General features: G+C 52.3%; 17 protein-coding genes and 1 tRNA gene. 12 read left to right on the top strand and 6 right to left on the bottom strand.

The features are described 5' to 3' along the window. Positions 1-176: 176 nt before the first annotated feature. A complete protein-coding gene (locus H144_RS0123120) occupies positions 177-1,064 on the bottom strand; it encodes a bestrophin family protein (RefSeq protein WP_019944494.1) in 888 nt (295 codons plus the stop codon). A gap of 219 nt (positions 1,065-1,283) precedes the next feature. On the opposite strand from H144_RS0123120, the gene H144_RS0123115 reads away from it, so the two are divergent. Beyond that, positions 1,284-1,847, top strand: coding sequence for a dihydrofolate reductase family protein (locus H144_RS0123115; RefSeq protein WP_019944493.1), 564 nt, complete (start codon positions 1,284-1,286; stop codon positions 1,845-1,847). A gap of 35 nt (positions 1,848-1,882) precedes the next feature. Here the strand turns inward: H144_RS0123115 and H144_RS0123110 are convergent, their stop codons facing one another. The 3 genes from H144_RS0123110 to H144_RS34755 all read right to left on the bottom strand — a co-directional run bounded on the left by H144_RS0123110 (position 1,883) and on the right by H144_RS34755 (position 7,578). Then, positions 1,883-5,884, bottom strand: coding sequence for a hybrid sensor histidine kinase/response regulator transcription factor (locus H144_RS0123110; protein WP_229207967.1), 4,002 nt, complete (start codon positions 5,882-5,884; stop codon positions 1,883-1,885). Positions 5,885-6,424: 540 nt separating this feature from the next. Further along, positions 6,425-6,589, bottom strand: a complete 165-nt coding sequence (locus H144_RS34415) for a hypothetical protein (RefSeq protein WP_157505038.1) — start codon at positions 6,587-6,589, stop codon at positions 6,425-6,427. Between the two features lie 2 nt (positions 6,590-6,591). Beyond that, complete coding sequence (locus H144_RS34755) at positions 6,592-7,578, bottom strand: carboxymuconolactone decarboxylase family protein (protein ID WP_211220704.1); 987 nt, start codon at positions 7,576-7,578, stop codon at positions 6,592-6,594. A 299-nt stretch (positions 7,579-7,877) separates the two neighbouring features. Between H144_RS34755 and H144_RS34000 the strand changes: the two genes are divergently transcribed. From H144_RS34000 to H144_RS0123080, 3 genes are all read left to right on the top strand, one after another. Continuing rightward, complete coding sequence (locus H144_RS34000) at positions 7,878-8,006, top strand: helix-turn-helix domain-containing protein (RefSeq protein ID WP_084600009.1); 129 nt, start codon at positions 7,878-7,880, stop codon at positions 8,004-8,006. Between the two features lie 390 nt (positions 8,007-8,396). Then, the gene (locus H144_RS0123085) at positions 8,397-8,735 is read left to right on the top strand and encodes a PadR family transcriptional regulator (RefSeq protein WP_019944487.1); all 339 of its coding nucleotides are present in this window, start codon (positions 8,397-8,399) and stop codon (positions 8,733-8,735) included. Beyond that, the gene (locus H144_RS0123080) at positions 8,732-11,338 is read left to right on the top strand and encodes an ABC transporter permease (RefSeq protein ID WP_019944486.1); all 2,607 of its coding nucleotides are present in this window, start codon (positions 8,732-8,734) and stop codon (positions 11,336-11,338) included. Before H144_RS0123085 ends, H144_RS0123080 begins: the two co-directional genes overlap by 4 nt. A gap of 52 nt (positions 11,339-11,390) precedes the next feature. On the opposite strand, the gene H144_RS0123075 is transcribed toward H144_RS0123080, so the two are convergent. Both H144_RS0123075 and H144_RS0123070 read right to left on the bottom strand, forming a co-directional pair. Next, positions 11,391-11,474: transfer RNA gene (locus tag H144_RS0123075), tRNA-Leu, on the bottom strand. A gap of 114 nt (positions 11,475-11,588) precedes the next feature. After that, entirely contained in the window at positions 11,589-12,833 is a 1,245-nt protein-coding gene (locus H144_RS0123070; RefSeq protein ID WP_019944485.1) for an ABC transporter permease, read from the bottom strand. Positions 12,834-12,981: 148 nt separating this feature from the next. Between H144_RS0123070 and H144_RS0123065 the strand changes: the two genes are divergently transcribed. From H144_RS0123065 to H144_RS0123025, 8 genes are all read left to right on the top strand, one after another. Further along, complete coding sequence (locus H144_RS0123065; protein ID WP_019944484.1) at positions 12,982-14,268, top strand: hypothetical protein; 1,287 nt, start codon at positions 12,982-12,984, stop codon at positions 14,266-14,268. A 177-nt stretch (positions 14,269-14,445) separates the two neighbouring features. Next, positions 14,446-15,690: an efflux RND transporter periplasmic adaptor subunit gene (locus H144_RS0123060; protein WP_019944483.1), complete on the top strand. Its 1,245-nt coding sequence runs from the start codon at positions 14,446-14,448 to the stop codon at positions 15,688-15,690. Continuing rightward, positions 15,687-17,141 (top strand): TolC family protein, encoded by a 1,455-nt coding sequence (locus tag H144_RS0123055; RefSeq protein ID WP_019944482.1) that lies wholly within the window; start codon positions 15,687-15,689, stop codon positions 17,139-17,141. Before H144_RS0123060 ends, H144_RS0123055 begins: the two co-directional genes overlap by 4 nt. A 190-nt stretch (positions 17,142-17,331) precedes the next feature. Continuing rightward, the gene (locus tag H144_RS0123050) at positions 17,332-17,994 is read left to right on the top strand and encodes an ABC transporter ATP-binding protein (RefSeq protein ID WP_019944481.1); all 663 of its coding nucleotides are present in this window, start codon (positions 17,332-17,334) and stop codon (positions 17,992-17,994) included. 144 nt (positions 17,995-18,138) lie between these two features. Further along, positions 18,139-19,383 carry an ABC transporter permease gene (locus H144_RS0123040; protein ID WP_019944480.1) on the top strand — a complete coding sequence of 415 codons (1,245 nt, stop codon included), beginning with the start codon at positions 18,139-18,141 and terminating at the stop codon, positions 19,381-19,383. Between the two features lie 54 nt (positions 19,384-19,437). Continuing rightward, entirely contained in the window at positions 19,438-20,604 is a 1,167-nt protein-coding gene (locus H144_RS0123035) for an ABC transporter permease (RefSeq protein WP_019944479.1), read from the top strand. A gap of 125 nt (positions 20,605-20,729) precedes the next feature. Further along, positions 20,730-22,103 carry a sigma-54-dependent transcriptional regulator gene (locus H144_RS0123030; RefSeq protein ID WP_019944478.1) on the top strand — a complete coding sequence of 458 codons (1,374 nt, stop codon included), beginning with the start codon at positions 20,730-20,732 and terminating at the stop codon, positions 22,101-22,103. Continuing rightward, the gene (locus tag H144_RS0123025; RefSeq protein WP_019944477.1) at positions 22,100-23,389 is read left to right on the top strand and encodes a sensor histidine kinase; all 1,290 of its coding nucleotides are present in this window, start codon (positions 22,100-22,102) and stop codon (positions 23,387-23,389) included. The genes H144_RS0123030 and H144_RS0123025 overlap by 4 nt, the downstream gene beginning before the upstream one ends.

Below are 23,389 nucleotides of genomic sequence, written 5' to 3'. Positions count from 1 at the left end.
GGATAAGGAGGGACGCGATGGTCCATGAGGGGCATAAAAATCCCGCTTTTGAAATGCGCCGGTTCCGTTCATCTTCCGGCCTTTGAATGGTGGTTATCATCAGAGGTGTCAGCAGGGCGGCAAAAGCCCTTTTTGCGGAGCAACCTATGAGTCAATTTGGAATTCTTTTTGAATTGCTATAATTGGTAGTAATCTATCGTGGCACTTTCCCGTTCTGGCGCCGGTTCGCCGGCCATTTCCATGAGGTTTTTCTCGATATTGATCGATAATGTCGTCATCGGCGTGTCGGTCGGTCGGTTTTCGAACGGGTCTTGCAGGACAATCGCCGTTTTTTCGATGGCGATGAGCAGCACGGGAACCAGCGTTACCATTACCACCTCGACGAACGGGTTCTGGTCGTCCAGGCCAAAGGGCAGGATGGTCATGAGTACGTAAATGAGGAAATGCAGCAGCATACTGTACGAGCGGGGGAAAACCGTGTTTTTAATGCGTTCGCATTTGCCCATCGCATCGGTTAGCCGGGCCAGGGTGCTGTCCAGCTGGGTTTGGCGGATCGGGTCCAGGGCGTGGGCATTCGCTACCAATGCCAGTTTTTCGGCGTGGACGGTGAGCAGCTGGTTGGGCAAATGCTGGTCGGTGTAGGCATGGTCGATCGCGTATTCGGCTACGTGGGGCGAGTAGGGGAGCCGGCGGAGGTTATCGGCCAATGCGAAACACCAAACCGATTGCCTGACGGCGAAATCTGTGACGATATCGGATTTCCTGTCGTCGGGCGGGAGGAAGTGGAGCAACTGGCGGATGAGCGTCCGGCTGTCGTTCACGATTGCGCCCCAGACGATGCGCGCTTCCCACCAGCGCTCGTACGACTGCGCCGTACGAAATGCGAGCAGCAGCGACAGCAATGTGCCGATCAACGCCGAGACGGCCAGAGGAATGGTAATGCTTTTGAGAAATGAGAAGTGATCCAGCGCGCCGGAGAGGGAAGCATAGCAAAAAATGGCTATCACGTCCCATTTGATCATATTCAGGAAGTATCCGACGGAGATTTTTTTGCCTATCAGCATAGTGGTGTTGCAGGGATTTGAGGCCGTAATAGTGATTGTTCAGGTTGTTTTTTGAAAATACAAAAAATATGTGCCGCGGTGCGTCAGCAATAGGTTATTTGGTACAAACTTTCCCTTCAACCTGTCGTTAATACCCCCTTTATTTGTCCCGAATGGCTTTGCGATGTTGTGCCGTGGCTACCTAATTTCGTATCAATCCTAAATCAAATCAGAAATACCATGAGAAAGATCATCGCAGGCATGAATATGACGCTTGACGGCGTTTGCGATCATACGGAGGGCGTTGCCGACGACGAATTGCACCAGCATTATGAAGAACTGCTGCTGAACTCGGGCGTGATCCTGTACGGCAGGACGACATTCGAACTGATGAAATACTGGCAGGACCTTGCAGAAAAACCTGGTGGCGACCCGGTAATGGACGATTTCGCGAAAGCGATGGACAGCGTTCCCAAAGTTGTCTTTTCCCGCACCCTGCACGATACCGCATGGCATAGCGCTACCCTGGCCACGCGAAGCCTGAAAGAGGAAGCGATCGCGCTCCGGGAACAGCCGGGAAAAGACATCCTGGTCGGCAGCCGCAGCCTGATCGTCCAGCTGCTCAACCTCGGCCTGGTCGACGAGTTCCAGCTGAGCGTTCACCCGATTATTGCCGGAAAGGGCTTGGCGTTGTTCGATCAGATCAGCGACAAGGTCATGCTGAAACTTTCGAAGACGAAAACCTTCGGCAGCGGGGTGGTGACGTTTTTTTACGAAATCCTGGAAAAAAAGGACGGCCGATAGCGCATTGGTTGGCCTGAATTCAGACAATCCGGTTGTCAGGTTTTTTTGAAAGATTCCATCTTCTTGAATTCCGCCGGGTTTTTCCCGAATGCCTTTCGGAATTCCTTGCTGAAATATTTGCTGTCTTCAAAGCCGATAAACGTAGCAACCTCCCCAACCTGGTAAACGCCCGATTCGAGCAGCTTTTTGGCTTCGGCCAGCCGGATGGTTTTGATGAATTCGTTGATCGTCATCCCCGTGATCGAGCGCAATTTCCGGTATAGCACCGATACGCTCATGCCTGCCTGCACCGCCAGTTCGCTGACGCCGAAATCGGGGTCGGAGATGTGTTCTGTCGTGAGCACCCTTAGCTTGCCGATGAATGCGTCGTTCATGTCCTGCGCAACGGCATTACCAGCTTCCCGTTCCACAAGCACAGATTGCCGGTAACGCTCCTTCATGTCGTCGCGCAACCGTAGCAAGTTGTTTATTTTCAGTGTAATAACACGCGGGTCGAATGGCTTCATCAGATAGTCGTCGGCCCCTACTTCCAGGCCTTCGATGATTTGTTCACTATGGGTCCGGGCGGTGAGCAGGATCACGGGGATGTGCGCCGTGGCGATATCGCTTTTGACCCGGCGGCATAGTTCCAGGCCGTTCATTTCGGGCATCATGACGTCGCTCACAATCACGTCGGGAATATGTGCGCGGGCCAGTTCGAGGCCACGCAGGCCGTTTTCAGCCGTCAGCGTATTGAATTCCCCTTCGAAAAGCTCACTTATGAACGCCCGTAGCTCGTCGTTGTCCTCGATAACCAAAATGGTGTTACGCTGCGTATCGGCCACGGCATCGTTCATCACGGCTGCGGCAGCCGGCCCGGCGAATACCCCGGCGACGTAATCGCTTCCCTTTATGGCAATTTCATCACGAGAGAAATGCCTGTTATCGCGGAGCAGCCTGACGCTTAGCGTCGTTCCGCCGGACCCGGTGTCTGTGGTGAGGCGGCTTTCGGCCGTCAGGTAGCCGCGATGCTGTTCTACAATGCTTTTCGAAAGTGCCAATCCGATCCCATAACCCGGCTTTTCCGAATCGGCCTGATAGTAGTAGGTAAACAGCTTGCGCAGGTGATCGGGAGAAATGCCCTTTCCGGTATCTTCCACAACAATATTTACTTCATTGGAAAGCTCGGTGATCCGCACCGACACCCTGCCGCCACTGGGTGTAAATTTGTAGGCATTGCTCAGCAGGTTGTAAAATACCTTTTGCATTTGCGCGATGTCGAACCACAGCATTACGGGCGTATCCGGGCACACGAGCGATGTTTCGACCTCCTTCTCCCGGGAAATATGTTCGAACGCGGCGATAATGCGCTTCATGATTTTCACCACATCGTGTTCCCGAACCTGCAACCGCACGCCGCCGCTTTGTATTTTTCGGAAATCGAGCAATTCGTTGACAAGCAGCATCAGCCTGTCGGAGCTGGCCCGGGCATAATTCAGGTTGTGCTCGACGTCCTCGCCTTCCTGCCATTGCTTATGCGCCTTTTCCAAAGGCCCGCTGATCAGCGAGAGGTGCGTCCGGATCTCGTGCGACACATTCGTAAAGAAATCCAGTTTGACCTGGTTCAATGCTGTTTCCCTGCGGAAGGAACTCCTGATCCAGAGGAAACGGGTAACGCCGTAAACGACCGCCGCCGTTACCAGCAGGTAAAACAGGTACGCATACCAGGTTTTCCACCAGGGCGGAAGGATGGTAATTTGAAGCTCCACCGGCTCCCTCATCCAGACACCGTCGCCATTGGCGGCTTTAACCTGGAAAGTATAAGTACCCGAAGGCAGGTTGGTGTAGGTGGCGGAAGGGTTTTCGACATAATTCCAGTCGTGGTCGACGCCGTCGATCTTGTACGCATATTTGTTCTGACCGGAACGAACATAGTCCAGCAGCGCGAATTCGATTGTAAAAATGCTCTGATCGTGCCGGAATGTGATGGCCCTGGTTTTCCAGAGCGGTTCCGGTAAAAGTCCCGTACTATCGCCGGTGGCCACTTCCTTGTTGTAGAGTTTCAGGGAGGTGAGCATCAGCGGATTGGTGTCTTCATTGACGGAAATGGCCGCCGGATCGAATGAAAACATGCCCTGATTTGTCAGAAAATAAATATTCCCCCTGGCGTCGGTTGTCCCGGAACCCTGCATGATCAGGCCGTTTTGCGGCAGGCCGTCACCATAACCGTAGGATTGAAGCGTCCTGTTTTTGGGATGGTACCGCAGCAGCTTGTGTGTCGCATTCAACCACAAATAGCCTTGGCCATCGGGCACTACATCTTTGATAAAGCCGCCCGGAACGTCCGCATTCGGCTCAAACCGGTTTTTTTTAGCATTGTATTGAAAAAGGAAATTGGTGCCGGCAGCCCAGATAGTGCCAGACGGGTCTTCGGTTATCTTCCAAAAATAGTTGGTCGTTTCCGGGCCAACGGAGATTTTTTCCAACGGCGGTGCGGCAGCAGTACTGTCTTTTGCATTGACCCGATAAACTTCGTTTGCGCAGCCTATCCATATATTTTGCTTTGAATCTTCATAAAAGCTTCTTACGCTGATGTTTACCGGCGTCTGGCGGATGAATTTGCCTCGCTTCTGATCGAACATCAGCAGCCCGTAATAGCCTCCGATCCAGAAACGGCCCCGGCTGTCGGTAAAGATGGCGAAGGTCCGGGCGTTGGCCAGCCAGGTTTCGCCCTCCGCGGTAATCGGGTAATGCTGGTAGCTGCCCGTACGGAGGTTCAAGCTGGTCAATATCGAATTGCCTGCGGCCCAAAATACATCGTTTTCATCGAGAAAAATGCCATAGTAGTCCGCCTCTTTCGCAAGTTTCAGGGCGAAGGAGGAAGGATTGTTACCGTTGGTGTCGAAGACGAGCAGTTGGTCCAGGTTATCGGAAACGGCCCAGATGTGTTTCGCCTTACCTTTGCCCAGCCATGCATTCGTGAACGATCTGCTCCGTACGTCGGTCACGGCAAATGGCCAGGAAGTGAATTGGGGAGAGTCGGAGTGGAGGTAGCTGATGCCGGCGTAGAAAGAGCCGCACCAAACCCCGCCCTGGCGGTCCAGGTACACCGAAAAAAGCACGGTGTTGCCGAGGCTGTTCGAGTCGCCGGGGCGATTCACGTACCAATCGGCTCGCAGCGTGCGCGGATCGAAATGCACCAGCCCCAGCGTGGTCGCCATCCAGTATTTCCCCTTGCCGTCCGGTACCATTTTGGAAACGCGGGGAAACTCGCCATTCGGCGCTTTAAATGTTTCGATTAGGCTGAATTTCTCCGCAACAGGATCGAACTGATATAGCCCTGTACCATTGCTTCCGAGCCATATCGTGCCGCTATCGTCGACATATACAAAAATGATCTGGCTGAGATCGATCTGCGTTTTTTGGGACGGGATCCGGTACAGCCGGGCCTGGCTGCCGTCGTTGCGCATTTTTAGGAGACCGTCGCCTGTGGCTACCCATATATTTCCGGCCTTATCCTCGGCAAGCGACCTGATCTGCAATGTCTGGCCGGAAAAATCCTTTTGCAAATACCGCTTGATGCGGAACTTGCCGCGATCCTCGGTTATACGCGACACGCCGTCCTGCGTTCCCGCCCAGATTTGGTTTTTTCGATCGATCATGACGCAATTGACGGAGGTGTGCGAAAGTGAGTTCGCGTTTGCCGAATCGTGCTCGAAGTTTGTAAAAATATGCTTGTCCGGTTCGTACCGGTGCAGGCCCGAGCGCGTCGAAGCGATCCAGATATTTCCCCGGGAATCGGTTGTCATCTCCCGGATGTACTTTGGATTGTGATCGTTGCCGGTGCGGTAGGGGGTGAATGTTTTGCCGTCGTACCGGTACAGTCCACCCTCGGTGCCAAACCACATAAACCCCTGCTTGTCCTGGGTAATGCCCAATGTGGACGATAATGGCACTCCGTTTACTTCGGTAAAATTCTTGAAAACCTGTCCGTACGCATTGGGAAATAGCAGGATGGTACAAACCATCACGATCATTATACGCTGATAAAAGGGCATGAGGGGATAACTGATTAAGGCGACCTCTATTTACAAGTTATAAATGTACCGAACGCTGTCGTATATGATCAATGGTTGTAGAAAAACTATGTCAAAGAAGACAAAATATTCTACCTTTTTGACAAGAAAACCAACCATTAGGCATTTACACCAGCGGGGCGTCCCCGGCTTGTCGCTGGCGATCATTCAGGACGGAAAGGTCCTGAATGCTCAGCGATATGGATTTATTGACAAGGACGGAAAGGTACCCGTCACGGCGAAGAAATGTGCTTTCGCCCGTTGGCATGAAAAATAGTTCCTATCAGCAACCCTTACCTCCCGAATTGGCCAAACTGACGGCAACCGGTCATTACGGCAATCGAAAAGTAGTGGAAGGTCGCTGGCACATTTACCCTGAGATGGCCGCGGCGGGATTGTGGACGACGCCGAAGGCCGTTATGAATTGTTTAACAATCGGATTGTCACTTTTGAAGCTCAAAATCAGCGGCTTTTTACCCTGGAAGATGGTTTCGCGGATGAAGAATTTGTGCCCGTCGCTAGTTATAAGTTTACATCGACAGACAAAAGCCCAGAGCTGTTCGACGTCCTGTCGTCCTCCTGGCTGGCTTTACAGCTGGTAAAGAGAATCGACGACACCAGGGCAAGAATTCCCAGACCAAACACGATTAATTTGCGCTTTTCCATAATCTCGCGGTCGTTTTCCATGATCACTTTTCTGATTGCAGCAAATTAGATTTCAACCCAAATGCAATGGCGTCAACTTCAACCAGTTCGAGCGATTTTACCATTTTTTGCGTTCCTGTCTTGTACTTAATGAAATGCGCCGTTTTCAAGTGAGCCTGATACGCCTCAGCGCTGGCATATATTTCCAGCACAGTGACGCGAGTGGGGTGCAGCTCCTCTGTCATCGCATATAATGTGAGCACGCCAGGCTCTGATTCCAACGCTGCATGCGTGTGCTCGTCGATGGCCGCTTTGTACTGGTCCAGGAAATTGGGATCAATTTCAATTTTCGCCAGGCGAACGATCCACGGACTCGCATTGATTGCTTTCCCGGATAATACCTGCGCGGTTCCAGCATGCTGCTTTCCTGCCTGGCTGATTACCTGGGTGAGCTGGTTTGGCGTAAGGCCTGTATTGGCTCCCATGGAGAGATGGGATTTCAACTGAGATTCCAAGCCCGTCATCGCTGCCAATGCCGAAATCGTGGCTAGTTCCCGTTGCTGGTAGGTTAAAACACTGCTTTCGAAAACATCGGCAAACAAATGCTCTTTCAAAAATGCGTCGATACGTGGGGCAAACCCGCCAAAACCCGGCGCAGGTTTTGCCTGAGGTACTTTTGTCAGTGCTTCAAGAACCTTTCGGCCTTTCTCGTATTTGTCGGTTGTGTCCGCCTTGATTTCCGGCTCGGCCGCGTCTTGATCGACGATTCCCTGAGCCTTTCTTTCACTTAAAAGCGCCATCAAAGTATTGATACCGTTCAGGCTACGCGGAAAACCGCAATAGGCATACAGGTGTACCAGTACCTCCCTGGCTTGATTGACGGGAAGGCCGGCGTCAAGGCCGGTAGCCAATGATGTTTTCAAGGCCGGCAGGTCACCGGTGGCCGTGGCGGCGGAAATCGCCACTATACTTTGCTGCCGGGCGTCCAGCGACTGGCCATCATTGCCATTATTTTGCGCGTTTATATCCATTGCAATGAGCAGAATTATTCCTGTTACAATCCATTTCGAAAATCCGGGATCGATCATAGTTCCTATTATTTTTGATTGACTTTGGCATATTCCAGATCCGCCACTGGCGCAGGCCAGACCACATTCCGTGCGTTCAGGCTGACAGAAAAATGAAAATATTTTTGATGAATGTACCCATAATTTTTAGGATGGTGTGCTAAAATTATCCCTGCACAAAGGTCGTTCGGCGCTGATTACGGGCAGGACGCCGGAGGTATATGCATCGAAAATGAATTTCGGCTTTTATGCGGTAAGAGAAAATTCTGGAACGGCGCAGGTCCATTAGTGAAATCGCATTCGAGCTGGGCTTCAAATATCCCCAGCACTTTACGAGACTATTTAAGAAAACCACCGGCTTCACACCGAATGACTACCGGTCGCTAAACTGATTGCTACGCGGCTGAATGGTCACGCTTACCTAATGTCTTATAATTACATCAAAACAAGGCAGGATTTTATTTCGAACACTTTTGTACGCACAACGGAAAAAATGTCGAACCGAATGCTGGTTGATTTGTGTAAAATATCTGATTTAACTTGATTTTTAGTCAATGTGTTTGACGGTGTTTAGCGCTGCGGATTGGTGTGTTTTGTGAATGAACAGCCGTTTTTTTACCAGAAGACGGAATTTGCTGTTCGAAACCGGACGCAACCTGTTCCTTTGCGAACATTGAATTTCTCCAAGACCCAGTCAAACAGTCTCAGGAAGCCATTTTTTTATCCTTCTCCAAATCTAGCATTGTATTTGTACTATAAAATATAAACTAATCATTTTTGGAATGCGCAGGACGTATTTAGGAGAATTTGAAGAACTCGTTTTAATGGTGATCGCAATCCACGACGGGAGTGCTTACGGCGTCACGGTCTCTCAGGAAATTGAGGAGCAAACGGGCAGGGTCGTCACCTTTGGAGCGATTCATAACACATTGATCCGTCTGGAAGAGAAAGGGTTTGTTACCTCTGAGCTGGGCGGGGCGACTACTGAGCGCGGCGGGAGACGCAAACGCCTATTTGAGATCACAGCTTTGGGAAAAGCCGCATTGGCCGATATTCAGCACCTGCGTAACAGGCTTTGGAAACTAATGCCCGATGACATTTTAAAGCTGAGCAACATATGAAGGTGACCCAACCGCCACGGTGGGCAAAAACACTGCTTCGCTGGCTGCATCCCACAAATACGATTGAGGAAGTGGAAGGAGACCTGGACGAATTATACGCGTATTCTTATCAGCGTTCGGGAAAACGAAAGGCACTGCTGCACTATCTGCTGAATCTGGTAACCGTGGTCCCGCCATTTGTCCGCAGGCGCCAGCAAAAAACAAAATATGAACAACCATTTTCTCTTAGCCCTGATATGTTAAAAAACTATTTCAAAATCGCCTGGCGAAACATTGTTCGTCAAAAAGCATATTCTGTACTGAACATTGCTGGTTTATCTATCGGTCTGGCCTGCAGCATTCTGATCCTGTTGTGGGTGCAAAACGAGCTGAGTTACGACCGGTTCCATTCCCGGGCCGATCAGCTGTTCCGCATCACCTGTAGTGCCGGCGACTTCAAAGCGGCCGTCAGTGCTGCCGGTATGGCGAGAGGCTTGCAGGCGCAGTTGCCGCAGATAAAAGCCGGGGTAAGAATTAGCAAGCCCTTTCCTGCACTGTTCGAAGTGGGCGAAAAAAGGGTGGAAGAGAAACGTGTATTTTTTGCAGATTCCAATTTCTTGCAGGTTTTCTCTTTTCCCCTGCTGTCAGGAAATGTGGCCACAGCGCTAAAAGATCCGGGGGCGATATTGATTACGCAGCAAACGGCCGAAAAATATTATGGAACGCGCGATGCCGTGGGTAAGACAATCCGTATCAACAACAATGAAAACTTTACCATTGCTGGGATTCTGGCCAATACGCCTTCCAATTCTCATTTGCAGTTCGATGTCATCATCCCCATGAAAACCATGGCCAAGTGGAATTGGGATTTACAAAACGACACATGGAATAATTTTAACTTTTATACCTATCTCGAACTAGACGAGAAAACGGCGGAATCCGAATCCGCCCAACAGAACCTTCTCCAACAAATTGCCAAAATTTTCAAGACCCACGGCGCGACTGCCAAAATCGATTTCCAGCTCCAACCGCTGACGGATATCCACCTGCATTCCAATCTGCAGATCGATCTTCCAGGGCACGGCAACATTCAGTATGTCAATATTTTCTTCGTTGTCGCGATTTTTATTCTGGTTGTCGCGTGCATTAATTTCATGAACCTGGCTACGGCCCGTTTCGAGCGAAGGGCCAAAGAAGTTGGGCTGCGCAAGGTAGTGGGAGCGAATCGGTACCAGCTTGTTTTTCAGTTCCTTGGCGAATCCTTTATTTTCTCCTTCCTCTCGCTGGTAATTGCGATCGGTATGGTGTACTTGCTGTTACCAGTCTTTAAAATACTGACAGAGAAATCCCTTGCTATTGATTGGCTGGATGGAAAACTGTTGCTGAGCCTGATCGGCATTGCAATATTGACGGGCTTGCTTTCCGGCAGCTACCCAGCATTTTTCCTTTCGGGGTTCGCGCCTGTAAAAGTGCTGAAAGGTAAGTTGAGAGTCGCTCGGGGAAACTTGCTTTTCCGGAATGCGCTGGTGGTAACGCAATTTGTGGTCGCCATTGTACTGCTTGTAGGCACGGCGGTGGTCTACAAACAGCTCGATTTTATTAAAAATCGGAACCTTGGTTTTGACAAATCCAACTTGCTTTATCTGGCTATGACCGGCGAGCTGGGCGAGAAGAAACAGGCACTCAAAGCGTCACTGGCCCAAAATCCATTGACAGAAAATTTCACAGTCATCTCAGGTTTGCCTACTACGCTCGAAACCGGCACTGTCGATGTGGTATGGGACGGACAAACTGCTCGCAACCAGGTCGTCTTCCCTTCGCTGGATGTGGATGAAAACTTCGTGAAAGTTTTCAAATCGCAGGTATTGGCTGGTCGGGGTTTCGACGAGTCGTTTTCGGGGGATAGTTCCAGCTATATGATCAATGAAAAAGCAATGCAAATCATGGGTATGAATCTCGGGAATGCAGTAGGACAAAACCTGACTTTTGGCGATACCAAGGGAACGATCATAGGGGTTGTCAAGGATTTTCATTTCAAATCCCTGCAGTATGCGATGGAGCCGCTGATCCTGCGTCTAAATAAATGGGGCGGCGTGGTAATGGTGCGAACCACTGCCGGCAATAACGAACAGACGATCAAAGAATTGGAAAAGATCAATCAACAACTAAACCCCGCGTTCCCGTTTACCTTTGGTTTTCTGGACGAAGATCTCGACAATCTTTACCGCAGCGAACAGCAAATGGGAAGCATTTTCAACCTATTTGCCGGACTCGCCATTTTCATTTCCTGTCTGGGTTTATACGGACTGTCTGCCTTCATGGCCGAGCAGCGGACAAAGGAAATAGGCGTACGCAAAGTGCTAGGCGCGACCGTCGCCGGAGTTGTAGGCTTGCTTTCCCAGGATTTCCTGAGGTTGATATTGATTGCCATCGTTATCGCGTCACCCATTGCCTGGTATGCCATGAATAAATGGTTACAAGGATTCGCCTATCAAACCGCCCTCGATTGGTGGGTCATCGCCCTGGCTGGACTATTGGCGACAGGGATTGCATTGTTTACGATTAGTTTTCAGAGTATTAAGGCAGCGTTAATGAATCCGGTTAAGAGTTTACGGAGCGAATGATTCACTATACACTCAAAAAAAGCCCCTCAACTTGCGTTGAAGGGCTTTCCTGTACCCAGAGCCGGAGTCGAACCGGCACGAGTGTAACCTCATTGGTGTTTGAGACCAACGCGTCTACCGATTCCGCCATCTGGGCATTCTCTTACTTGTTGGGAGTGCAAAAGTAGGCAGAAAAAAAGATTACGCAAGCCCCGGGTGCAAATTTTCGCGAGTTTTTTGTGAGAAAATTCGATGCCGCAAGCTAACCACCTTATTCATAGCGTAATGCTTCGATCGGGTCGAGGCGGGATGCTTTGATGGCCGGATAAATGCCCGAAAGCACGCCCACGATCACGCATATGGCGATACCGACGGCCATCCAGAGCCACGGAACGACGAACGTGCTGTTCTGACTGATCACGCCCGTAATGCCGTTGCCGACGATAATGCCCAGGATCAGCCCGCCAATGCCGCCGAGGATGCATACCACGATGGCTTCGATCAGGAACTGCATGCGGATCACCCGCGGCGTGGCGCCGAGCGATTTGCGGATGCCGATCTCACGCGTGCGCTCGGTCACGGACACAAGCATGATGTTCATCAATGCAATGGCAGCGCCCAGCAGCGTTACCGTACCGATCACGAAGCCGCCGATGCGCAGGTAGCCGGTAATGCTCTCAAAATCCTTCACCATGGCATCGGCACGGTCGATCGTAAACGAATCCTCCTTGCCCAGCTCGTCGTTGCGGATGCGGCGCATGATACCACGCGCTTCTTCCACGATCAGGTCGCCGTCGGCGGCGTTGGGGGCGGAGGCGGTGATATTGTAGGTGAGGGTCCGGTTAGCGGCGAGTCCGCGGCCGCTTTCGAGCGGTATCAGGATAAGCCGGTCGGAGTCGTTGTTGCCGCCGAGCGAACCTTTCTTTTGTAATACACCCACTACCTTATACCGGCTGCCCATAAAAGTGATTTCCTTGTTGATCGGGTCGTTACGCTCGAACAGCTTGCGGGCAATTTCCTGGCCCAGCACTGCAACATTCAGGGAATTTTCGAGGTCATTTTTGTCCAGGTTACGGCCCAGGTCGATTTTGTAGCCGTTAACGCCAAGATACTGCTCGTCGGAGCCGACGACGCTGCTGTTCGGGTTGGTTTTATTACTCCGGTAGTTCACCTGCACCGCACCGGCGATGTCGGCGGACAGCGAGGCGGTGGCTTCGTACGTGGCTTTGAATTTATCGGCAAAAGTGCGGGCCTGGCGGTAGCTTACCGGCGGGTACTGCTTGTTACGGCGACCGCCGCGGCGAAAATTGTCGTCGTCGCGGTTGCGGACGGTGAAAGTATTGGCGCCGAGGTCGGCGAAGCTGCTGTTGACGGAGCCCTGGATGCCGTCGATGGCCGTAAGAATGCCCACGAGCGAGGTAATGCCGATGGCGATGATCATGGCGGTAAGTACCGTGCGGAGCAGGTTACTCTGGATCGAACGCAGGCCTTCTTCGATATTTTCGCGTATTATCATAGCGGTCTAAAACTGGCGCACCAGAAACAGGGTTTGGTCGTTAGTATTGGAAGCTGATCCTCAGGAACCGGTACGAGTTTTGGGATAATTTTCGGATCGTGACGGTTTCTTTGTTATATTTAATCTTTACCTGAATGTAAAACTGCGCATGAAAGTCGAAAGAATCAAACCAGTGATACGCCTGTATATCCCGCTCGTCATTTTTTTGATCGGCTCGTTGAACGCGATGGCGAACCGCCTGCTGATCCCGATGGACGAGTCGCAGAAGAACCATTTAAAGGCATACGGCATATCGTACTGGATACTGAAAAACTATGAAATGGAGATGGACTGGCTCCTCAACTACCGGGGCGGCAGTTTTATGGTAGCTTACAATCAGCAGTTTGCTTCGGAAATGACCGTGCGCGGCGTGAGTTTTGAGGTGATCTCCGATGCCGCGGCGGGCCAGATATTGAACCAGATCAGCGCGCCCGATGTGAATATGGATGCGGTGAAACTGCAAAAAGCACCCCGCATTGCCGTGTATTCGCCCAAATCCAAACTTCCCTGGGACGATGCCGTGACTTTGGTGCTCACCTATGCCGAAATCCCCTACGATGTGGTGTACGACGACGAGGTACTTAACAACAAGCTGCCCGAATACGATTGGCTGCATTTGCACCACGAGGATTTCACCGGGCAGTTCGGAAAGTTTTTCCAATACAAGGATTACCCCTGGTACCGCGAGCAGAAGAAGGAAGCAGAAGAGACAGCCAACAAGTTTTCCTTCAACAATGTGCCGCAGATGAAGCTGGCCGTAGCCAAAAGGATCGCCGAGTTCGTGACCGGCGGAGGCTATATGTTCGCGATGTGCAATGCCACCGATACGTTTGATATCGCACTGGCTGCCGACGGTATCGACATTGTGGACGCCATGTACGACGGCACCCCGGCCGACCCGAGCGCGAACACGAAACTGAACTACGGAAATTCCTTCGCATTCCAGGATTTCAAAACGATCCCTTACCCGTACGAAATCGAATTTTCGGATATTGACAACCAGCCCGACGAGCGCGGCCTCGTGGAGTCGAACGACTTCTTCTCATTGTTCCAGTTTTCGGCCAAATGGGACCCCGTGCCCAGCATGCTCACGCAGAACCACCAGACGATGATCAAAGGCTTCCTGGGCCAGACGACCGCATTTAAAAACCGGCTCATCAAACCGGAGGTTATTATCCTCGCCGAGAATAAGAATGCGAAAGAGGCGCGCTACATTCACAGCACGCATGGTAAGGGCTTCTTTACCTTCTACGGCGGCCACGATCCCGAAGATTACCAGCACCGCGTAGGCGAGGAACCGACCGATCTGAACCTGCATCCAAACTCGGCAGGCTATCGTTTGATCCTGAACAATATCCTTTTTCCGGCGGCGAAAAAGAAGAAATTGAAGACCTGAACGAAAAGTTAACAGTGTTTGAAATCACACCGACCGTGCGTTATCGCACGGTTTTTTGTTTTTATAATTGGGTGTAAATATTTGATTTGTAGTTAGTTATGTATTGGCACGGATTTCGGATAAATGAATGGGTATTAGCCATGAATTTTTTCACCAGAAAACCTCCAACCAACCCACATGGATCGGGAAATTGCGCCGGAATATGTCAAGCAAAGCAGGAACCGTCGATGGCTCGTCATCGGCGCGGCCGTGGCGACGCTGGCAGTGCTCTTTTATTTTTTCAAACAATCGCTTTCCAGTACGCTCGAAAAGGCCCGCGTAAGAACGGGAACCGTGGAGACCGGCGACGTCGAGAACACGCTCACTGCCTCCGGCGAGATCATCCCGGCTTACGAACAGATTTTTACCAGCCCCATCCGCGCAAGTATCAAGCGCATCCTGCTCACACCCGGAACCCGCGTGAAGCCGGGCCAGCCCATCGTGGAGCTCGATAAATCATTGACCGAAATTGAATTCGAGCGCTACAAGGACCAGCTGGAATTGAAAAAGAACGGGATCGACCAGCTGCGCATGAAACTGAACAAGAACCTGTACGATGCCGAGATCAATGATAAGATCAAGTCGTTGAATATCAATAAGCTGAAAGCGGATTTTGAAGATGCCAAACGCTTGCAGAAAGTAGGCGGCGGGACAGTAGAGGACATTACCCGGGCGGAAAATGCATTGAAAATAGCTGAACTGGAAAAGAAGCAGCTCGAAAACGACCTGACTTACAACCGCCAATCGATGGGCGCCAGCCTGCGCGAAACCGAGCTCGGCGCGCAGATCGAGGGTAAAAACTTGCAGGAATTACAGCATAAGCTCAAAATGGCCGACATTATCGCCGACCGGCCCGGCGTACTTACCTGGGTGAACGAGAATATCGGTTCATCGGTCAACGAAGGCGAAATGCTGGCGAAAGTGGCCGATCTGGGGAGTTTCAGGGTGGAAGGCAGCTGCTCCGACGTATACGCCGACCAGGTAAAGGCAGGGCTTTCGGCCATTGTGAAAATCAACGAGACGCAGCTGCGCGGGGTGATCACGCAGGTGAAACCGGCCGTGAAGGACGGCGTTATCGGCTTTACCATTCAACTCGATAATGCCAAAAATGAATCGCTGCGGCCGAATATGAAGGTGGAGGTGTACGTGGTGACGAGCAGAAGCGCAAAAACGCTCCGGGTGGCCAATGGGCCGGCGTTCACAGGCAAGCGTAAGCAATATGTGTATGTGCTGGAAAACGGCACCGCGCGCCGCCGGCCGATCGAAACCGGGCTGTCGAACTTTGATTATGTAGAGATCAAAAGCGGCCTGAAACAGGGTGAGAAGGTCATACTGATCAATATGAACGATTACGAACACCTCGAAGAGCTGACCATTCAATGACCATTATGAGAAAGCTCTTTACCCTTGTTTTCATCCTCCTGCTCGCGCGTACGGTTTCCGCGCAGGTACGCAAGCTCACGCTCGAAGAAGTGGTGCAGCAGGCGCGTGAGCAATCCATCTCTTCAAAACAGGCGGTCACGCAAAAGAAGACCAATTACTGGCAATACCGCTCGTTCCTGGCCGATTACAAGCCGCAGCTCAGCCTGCTCGGCACGGTACCGGGCTTTACCCGGTCGTACATCGAGGTAATACAGCCCGACGGTACGGTTTCATTCCAGCCGGTTTCGAACAACAACTCCATGCTGAACCTTTCGCTCAGCCAGAGCATCGCCATGACGGGCGGTACCATTTACGTGCAGCAGCAAATGCAGCGTTTCGACGATTTTCAGCGGGATGTGACGCGCTACAACGGGGTGCCGTTTGAAATAGGCATTAAACAGCCGCTTTTCCAGTTCAACCCGCTGAAATGGGACCGCAAGATTTCGCCGCTGAAATTCCAGGAGGGTAACCAGCAATACATCCAGTCGCTGGAACAGGTGGCATTGGACGCTACGGGTTACTATTTCGACCTGCTGGTGGCGCAGGTAAATTTGCAGATCGCCGAGAAGAACCGGAGCAATAATGATACGCTTTTCAAAATTGCCGGGCATAAGCTGGAACTGGGAAAAATCTCTCAGAACGACCTTTTGCAACTGCAAATGGGCTTGTTGACCGCTCAGAAAGACCTTGCTTCGGCCCAGCAGAGCGCGGCGGTAGCCTCATTGAAGCTGAAAATGTACATGGGCTCCCGCGACGAGCGGGCATTGGAACTGGGCATTCCTGTGGAAGCTGCGGAGTTTGCGATAGACCCGCAGCTGGCGCTCGACGAGGCATTTGCCAACCGCTCGGCCTCGGTCGCATTCCGGCGACGGCTGCTCGAAGCGGAACGTGACGTGGATGACGCCCGCAAAACGAACGGCCTTAACGCAACCCTGAATGCCAACTTCGGGCTTTCCAACCAGGGTAACCTCCCGCGCGACGTGTACCGGAGCCCGCAGGACCGCGAGTTTGTGGAGCTGCAACTGACCTTGCCGATCCTCACCTGGGGCCGCAACAAGGCGCGGACCGAAGTGGCGCGGGCCAACCGGGAATTTGCGCAGCAATCGGTGGAGCAGGATAAGCTTACCTTTGAGCAGGAAATTTTCACACAGGTCACCCTTTTGCAGATGCTCCAAAAGCAGGTCAAACTTACGCAGGTAGCAGACGGCATCGCGGCCGACCGCTACCAGATCGCCAAGGAGCGGTTCATCCTAAGCGACCTCAGCGTCACCGACCTCGGCATCGCCACCCAGGAAAAAGACATCGCCCGCCGGGACTACATCCTCGCACTACGCGATTACTGGCAGGCGTATTACAGTTTGCGGCTGCTGACGCTTTATGATTTCGAGCGGGGGAGGAAAATTGCTTATTGACCGCGGACCACCGACTCTGGGTGCGCCGATAGGGAATCGTTGACACGAAGCGCCGCTTCGGGATCATTTTTATTGATTTTGAATTTGAGTTAAACACAAAAGACATCTAAAACAGATCGCAAAACGCCACCGTAACAGACAGCCGTTCGGCGGTCATAAAAACAAACATCCAACATACAAGCAACGTGCCATGATCAAATTACAAAACATCGAAAAAGTTTACCGTACGAGTTCGATTGAAACATTGGCCCTCAACAACATCAACCTCGATGTGAGGAAGGGGGAATTCGTTTCGATCATGGGGCCGTCGGGCTGTGGGAAAAGTACATTGCTGAACATTATCGGGCTGCTCGACGCGCCGTCGAAGGGACAGATCGAGATTGACGGCAGCCCGGTAGAGCGTTATACCGACAAGCACCTGGCCGAATTGCGCAACCGCAAGCTGGGCTTCATTTTCCAGAGCTTTCACCTGATCAATGATCTATCGGTGATAGATAACGTCGAAATTCCGCTGCTTTACAGGAATACTTCCGCGAAGCAGCGCCGGGAGCTCGCGCAGGAGGCACTGGAAAAGGTAGGATTGAGCAACCGGATGAAGCATTTTCCAAAGCAATTATCGGGCGGACAGAAGCAGCGCGTGGCCATCGCGCGGGCCATCGTCGGCAAGCCGGAAATCATCCTCGCAGATGAGCCGACGGGCAACCTTGACAGTGCCATGGGCAACGAAATCCTGGGCATTCTACAAAAGCTGAACACCGACGGCGCCACGATCGTCATGGTAACCCACGACGAAGCGATGGCCAAAAAAACCGACCGGCTGGTAAGGCTGTTCGACGGAACGCAGGTTAGTTAGGGGGCGACGGCTGACTGCCGACTGCCGACTGCAAACATGCGACAGCCGGTGGCTATCATCACAGGAACCATAAGTAATCGGCGGTCCGCGGTCGGTCGCCGGCGGACAACCTCCCCAATCGCTACTACATTAAACATTAACGTCATGCTCACGAACTATATCAAAATCGCCTGGAAAGTCTTGCTGCGGCATCCTTTCTATACTTTTATCACCCTGTTCGGCATCACGCTGACGCTGACGGTGCTGATGGTGGTGGCGTCTTTTATCGACCATCTTTTCGGGGCGCACTACCCGGAAACCAACCGCGATCGCTCGTTGTATATTGCCACCATTATGCAAACCGATTCGGCGAACACGTCGATGTCGTCGGGGCCGGCTTCTTTCGACTTCTTGAAGAAATACGCCAAAACGCTCAAAACCGCCGAGCGCGTCGCGGTTATGAACAATTTCGGCTTTTCGAATGCCTATGTGAATGGCAAGCGCATCAAGCTGAACACCAAGTATACCGACGTGGAATTCTGGTCGGTAACTAACTTCGAATTCCTCGAAGGCAAGCCCTACGATGATACCAACATCCGAAATGCCGACCACGTGGCGGTGATCACCGACGCGCTGCGCGACCAATATTTCGGAAGCGACCACGCCACGGTGGTAGGGAAGACGATCGACATCGAAAACATCAATTACCGCGTGATAGGCGTCGTGAAGGGCAGTCCGCCGACGCGTGTGTACACTTATTCGGACGTTTACTTCCCCTACACGGCTCCCAAAAGCAATTATGAGGAGAAGGGCTTACGCGGGAGATTCGTCGCCATTGTACTGGCCAGAAAAGCGTCTGATCTGCCGGCCGTCCAGGCGGAATTCGATAGCCATATTGCCCGTATCCCGAAGTCGGAGATTCCCGACAGCCAGCGAATGAGCGTGCTGGTAGTGAAGGCCGATACTTATTTCGATCATTTTCTGAACACGTTTACCCGCAGTGATAAGGACCGGGTGGCGCTTTACGCGATCGTGGGCCTGGTGCTGCTCATGATCATGGGATTACCCGCCGTGAACCTGGTGAATGTGAATGTGAGCCGCATTCTTGAAAGGGCATCGGAAATAGGGGTGCGGAAGGCATTCGGGGCACCTTCGAGGGCATTGTTATGGCAGTTTATCATTGAAAACATCTTCATCACGTTCATCGGCGGCGCATTTGCATTGGTGCTGACATGGGTGGTGATCCATTTTATCAACGCGAGCGGCTGGATCGCCTATGCCGACCTGACGATCAATGTGTCCGTGTTCCTGGTCAGCGTCGTGGTTTGCCTCGTTTTCGGGCTGCTGTCGGGCGTGCTGCCGGCCTTCCGGATGTCCCGTTTGAAAATCGCGGAGGCGCTCAAAGTATGATGAACAAAGGCGCCACCCTGCATTCAGTTATTCACTCATTCAAAACGAAATTCCATGCTGCAACATCTTTTTAAATTGATATGGAATAAAAAAGGCACGCATTCGCTGCTGATGATCGAGGTGTGGGCCGCTTTTATGGTCCTCTTCGGCGTGCTGACGCTCATTGTTTTTAACCTGCGAAATTACCTGCAACCCATCGGTTTTCAGTATGAGAATGTATGGAACCTCGAACTCTCCTCCAACCAGGATACCACGGAAATTGCCGCAAAACTGCAACGCGCCCTGCAAAGGGTCAAGGCCTATCCCGAAGTGACCGCGGCGAGCCGTATGAGCAGCAATACGCCGTTTTCGGCCAACCAGATCGGTAATTCGGTCGAGTATAACAAGGTGAATGTGGGCGCGGATTTCTATTATACCGATACCGAGCTGGCCAATGTGCTGGACCTGCCGCTCAAAAAGGGCCGCTGGTACGCCGAGGGCGATCTGGTCGGGAAGTTCGTCCCGGTCGTGATCAACCAGGTGATGGAGGACAAGTTGTTTCAAAATGAATCGGGGCTGAACAAGGTCGTGAAGCGCGATGACAAGACGATGTACAAAATCGTGGGCATCGTGGATAAGTTTAAGGGCAAGGGAAAATACATGTCCGATAATCCCGCATTGTTTCAAATGCTGGAAAAAAGTGACCGCTGGAATTCGAATATCCTCATCAAGACCAAACCCGGTACCGACGCGGCATTCGAAGCGAGGCTGGTAAAGGAAGTAGCGGTGATGCTGCCCGGCTGGGGCGTGGAAGTAGGGTATCTCAAAGATTCGCGTAAAAACCGGGAAAACCTGACACTCGTGCCGGTACTGATATTCCTCATCGTGAGCGGCTTCCTGCTGACGAACGTGGCACTGGGGCTGTTCGGGGTACTGAACCTGAATATTGCCAAACGGAAGGGAGAAATAGGCCTGCGCCGCGCCATGGGCGCCACCGAAGCGAAGGTAACGACGCAGTTCCTGGGCGAAATATGGGTGCTCGCGACATTCAGCCTCGTGATAGGCCTGATTTTCGCCATCCAGTTCCCCCTGATGAACGTTTTTGACCTCGACAAGGAAATATACCTGATAGCGATCTTTGCCGCCGTCGTAGTAATTTATATCATTGTAACGCTTTGCGCCTGGTTCCCCAGCAAGCAAGCGGCCAGAATACATCCGGCTGTTGCGTTGCATGAGGAGTAGGAGGCTAACGGCTGACGGCCGACAGCTGACCGCTGATGGCCGACCGCTGACGGCTGATGGCTGATGGCTGACGGCTGACGGCTGTCGGCCGTCAAAAACACAAACGTTCAACATACCAGCATCGCATGCTCCTAATCGTAGACGACGACCTTGCTATCCGTACCTCGCTGATGCTTCTTTTAAAAAAGGAGGGATTCGACGTGCGTGGGGTAGGGTCGCCGGAGGAAACTTTTGAAATACTGAAAACCACGACGCCGGAACTAATCCTGCTCGATCTCAATTTTTCGATCGAAACGTCGGGGAAGGAAGGCATGCATTTGCTGCAACGCATTAAAAAGCACAATGCGGCCATTCCGGTGATATTGATCACAGGCTGGGGGACGATCGACCTCGCCGTGCGGGGAATGAAGGAGGGCGCGGCCGATTTCGTGACCAAGCCGTGGCAGAACGATTACCTGGTCCAGTCGATCCGCACGATATTGAACCTGGCCAAACCGGCCCAGCAGGCCGGAAGCCGCCGCAAGCTCGATCAGCAATATCATTTTGAAAATATCGTCGGCGAGGATGCCAAGCTGCTCGCGATCCTGGAAACGACGGGCCGGGTAGCACCTACCGACGCCCCCGTGCTCATTACGGGCGAGAGCGGCACAGGCAAGGAGCTGATCGCCGAGGCGATCCATTCCAACAGTCGCCGGAAAATGCGGCCTTTTGTAAAGGTAAACCTGGGCGGGATTTCTTCGACATTGTTCGAGAGCGAGCTGTTCGGTCACGTGCGGGGCGCCTTTACGGACGCCAAAACCGACCGTACCGGCCGCTTTGAAATGGCCCACAGGGGTACGATCTTCCTCGACGAGATCGGCGAGCTGGACTTGTCGAGCCAGGTGAAATTGCTGCGCGTGTTGCAGGAGCGCACATTCGAGCCGCTGGGCAGCAGTAAGAGCCGGACGGTGGACGTGCGGGTGATTTGCGCTACCAACCGGAACCTCGAAGAAATGGTGGCGCAGGGTACATTCAGGGAAGATTTGTATTACCGCATTAACCTGATCACCGTTAAGCTGCCCGCATTGCGCGAGCGGCCGGACGATATTCCATTACTGTCGTCGTTTTTTGCAGATAACCTGAAAGCAATTTACAACCGCCCGGAGCTAAAAATCAGCGCGGCCGCATTGAAATGGCTCAAAACGCTGCCGTTGCAGGGTAACATCCGCCAGCTCAAAAACCTCGTGGAGCGAACGGTACTGCTCGCGCATAATGATGTGCTCGATATCGAGGATTTTCAGCGTAACCTGCATGCTGGGAATACCGCGCCGACGCAGAAGAACGTGCCCGCAGTGGGCAGCATTACACTCGAAGAAATGGAGTACCAGATGATTGTAAGGGCCATGCAGCATCACCAGAATAAGGTGAGCAAAGTAGCAAGGTCGCTCGGCATTACGCGGTTTGCATTGTACCGGCGGTTGGAAAAATTCGGCATATCGTTTGATTCGGAAGAGGCATGAGGTTATCCACGAAGACGAAATACATTGCCTATATCACGATCCTGCACCTGGTGCTGATATTGCTCGTTTACAAGCTGCTTTTTGAGAACAAGGCGCTATTTATCGTCTCGGAGATCTTTCTGCTCGCGTCAGCCGGGGCGTCCATTCTGCTTTACAACAATTTTATGCAACCTATCCAATTTGTGAAGTCCGGAATCGAGGCCATCAAGGACAAAGACTTTTCGATCAAGTTCGTTCCGACGGGCAAAGGGGAAGTCGATGTGCTGATTGAGGTCTATAACATGATGATCGACCAGCTGCGCGAGGAGCGTATCAAGCTCAACGAGCAGCATTTCTTTTTGGAAAAACTCATCGAAGCGTCGCCCATTTCCATCATTATCCTCGACTACGACGACCGCATCGAGTCGCTGAACAGCAAGGGTAAAGGCCAGTTTGAGCAGCATAACGTTGCACTGACGGGCAAAAAACTGGAAGAAACCGGCCTGCCGCTGCTGATCGAACTTGCTGGTATACTCGACGGCGAATCGCGGATGGTTAAGACCAACGGCGTTGCCACATTCAAGGCCCAGCGGTCGCATTTTATGGACCGGGGTTTCCGGCGGTCGTTCCTGATGATCGAGGAACTGACGAACGAAATCCTCGAATCGGAGAAGAACGCCTACGGCAAGGTAATCCGCATGATGGCCCACGAGGTGAACAACACGCTCGGCGCGACGGACTCGATTTTACAAACTACCACGCATTTGCTCCCCGATGCCGACTACCGCGACGTGAAGGACGCCCTGCATGTGGCTTCCGAGCGAAACCAGCAGCTCACGCGCTTCATGCGCAACTTCGCGGACGTGGTACGCCTGCCTGCGCCCGCGCCGGAGCACACGGATATAGGCCTGCTCACGCGCGACGTGGCCGTTTTTATGCAGCATGCCGCCTCGCTGCGGAATGTACGGGTACATAGCGAAACCGCAGGGGAGGTATTCTGGAAGGTCGATAAGGGGCAAATGGAGCAAGTGCTGATCAATGTCGTCAAAAACGCCATCGAAGCGTGCGGTAGCGGGCAGGAGGTACGGATCGTCGCCTCCGCTGAGCAGGTAGTGGTCCGTAATAATGGCAAACCGATCGATCCCGAGGTAAGCAGTAAGCTTTTCAACCCGTTTTTCAGCACCAAGCGCGACGGCCAGGGCATCGGCCTCACATTAACGCGTGAAATCCTCGGTAACCACGGCTTTGCATTCGCATTGCAGACCGGCACGGACGGCTGGACGGAATTCCGCATTGAAAGATCCTGA

Origin of the sequence: Dyadobacter beijingensis DSM 21582 (assembly GCF_000382205.1) — a bacterium.
In the GTDB taxonomy this organism is placed as follows: domain Bacteria; phylum Bacteroidota; class Bacteroidia; order Cytophagales; family Spirosomataceae; genus Dyadobacter; species Dyadobacter beijingensis.
This window is presented reverse-complemented; position numbering and strand designations above follow the sequence as displayed.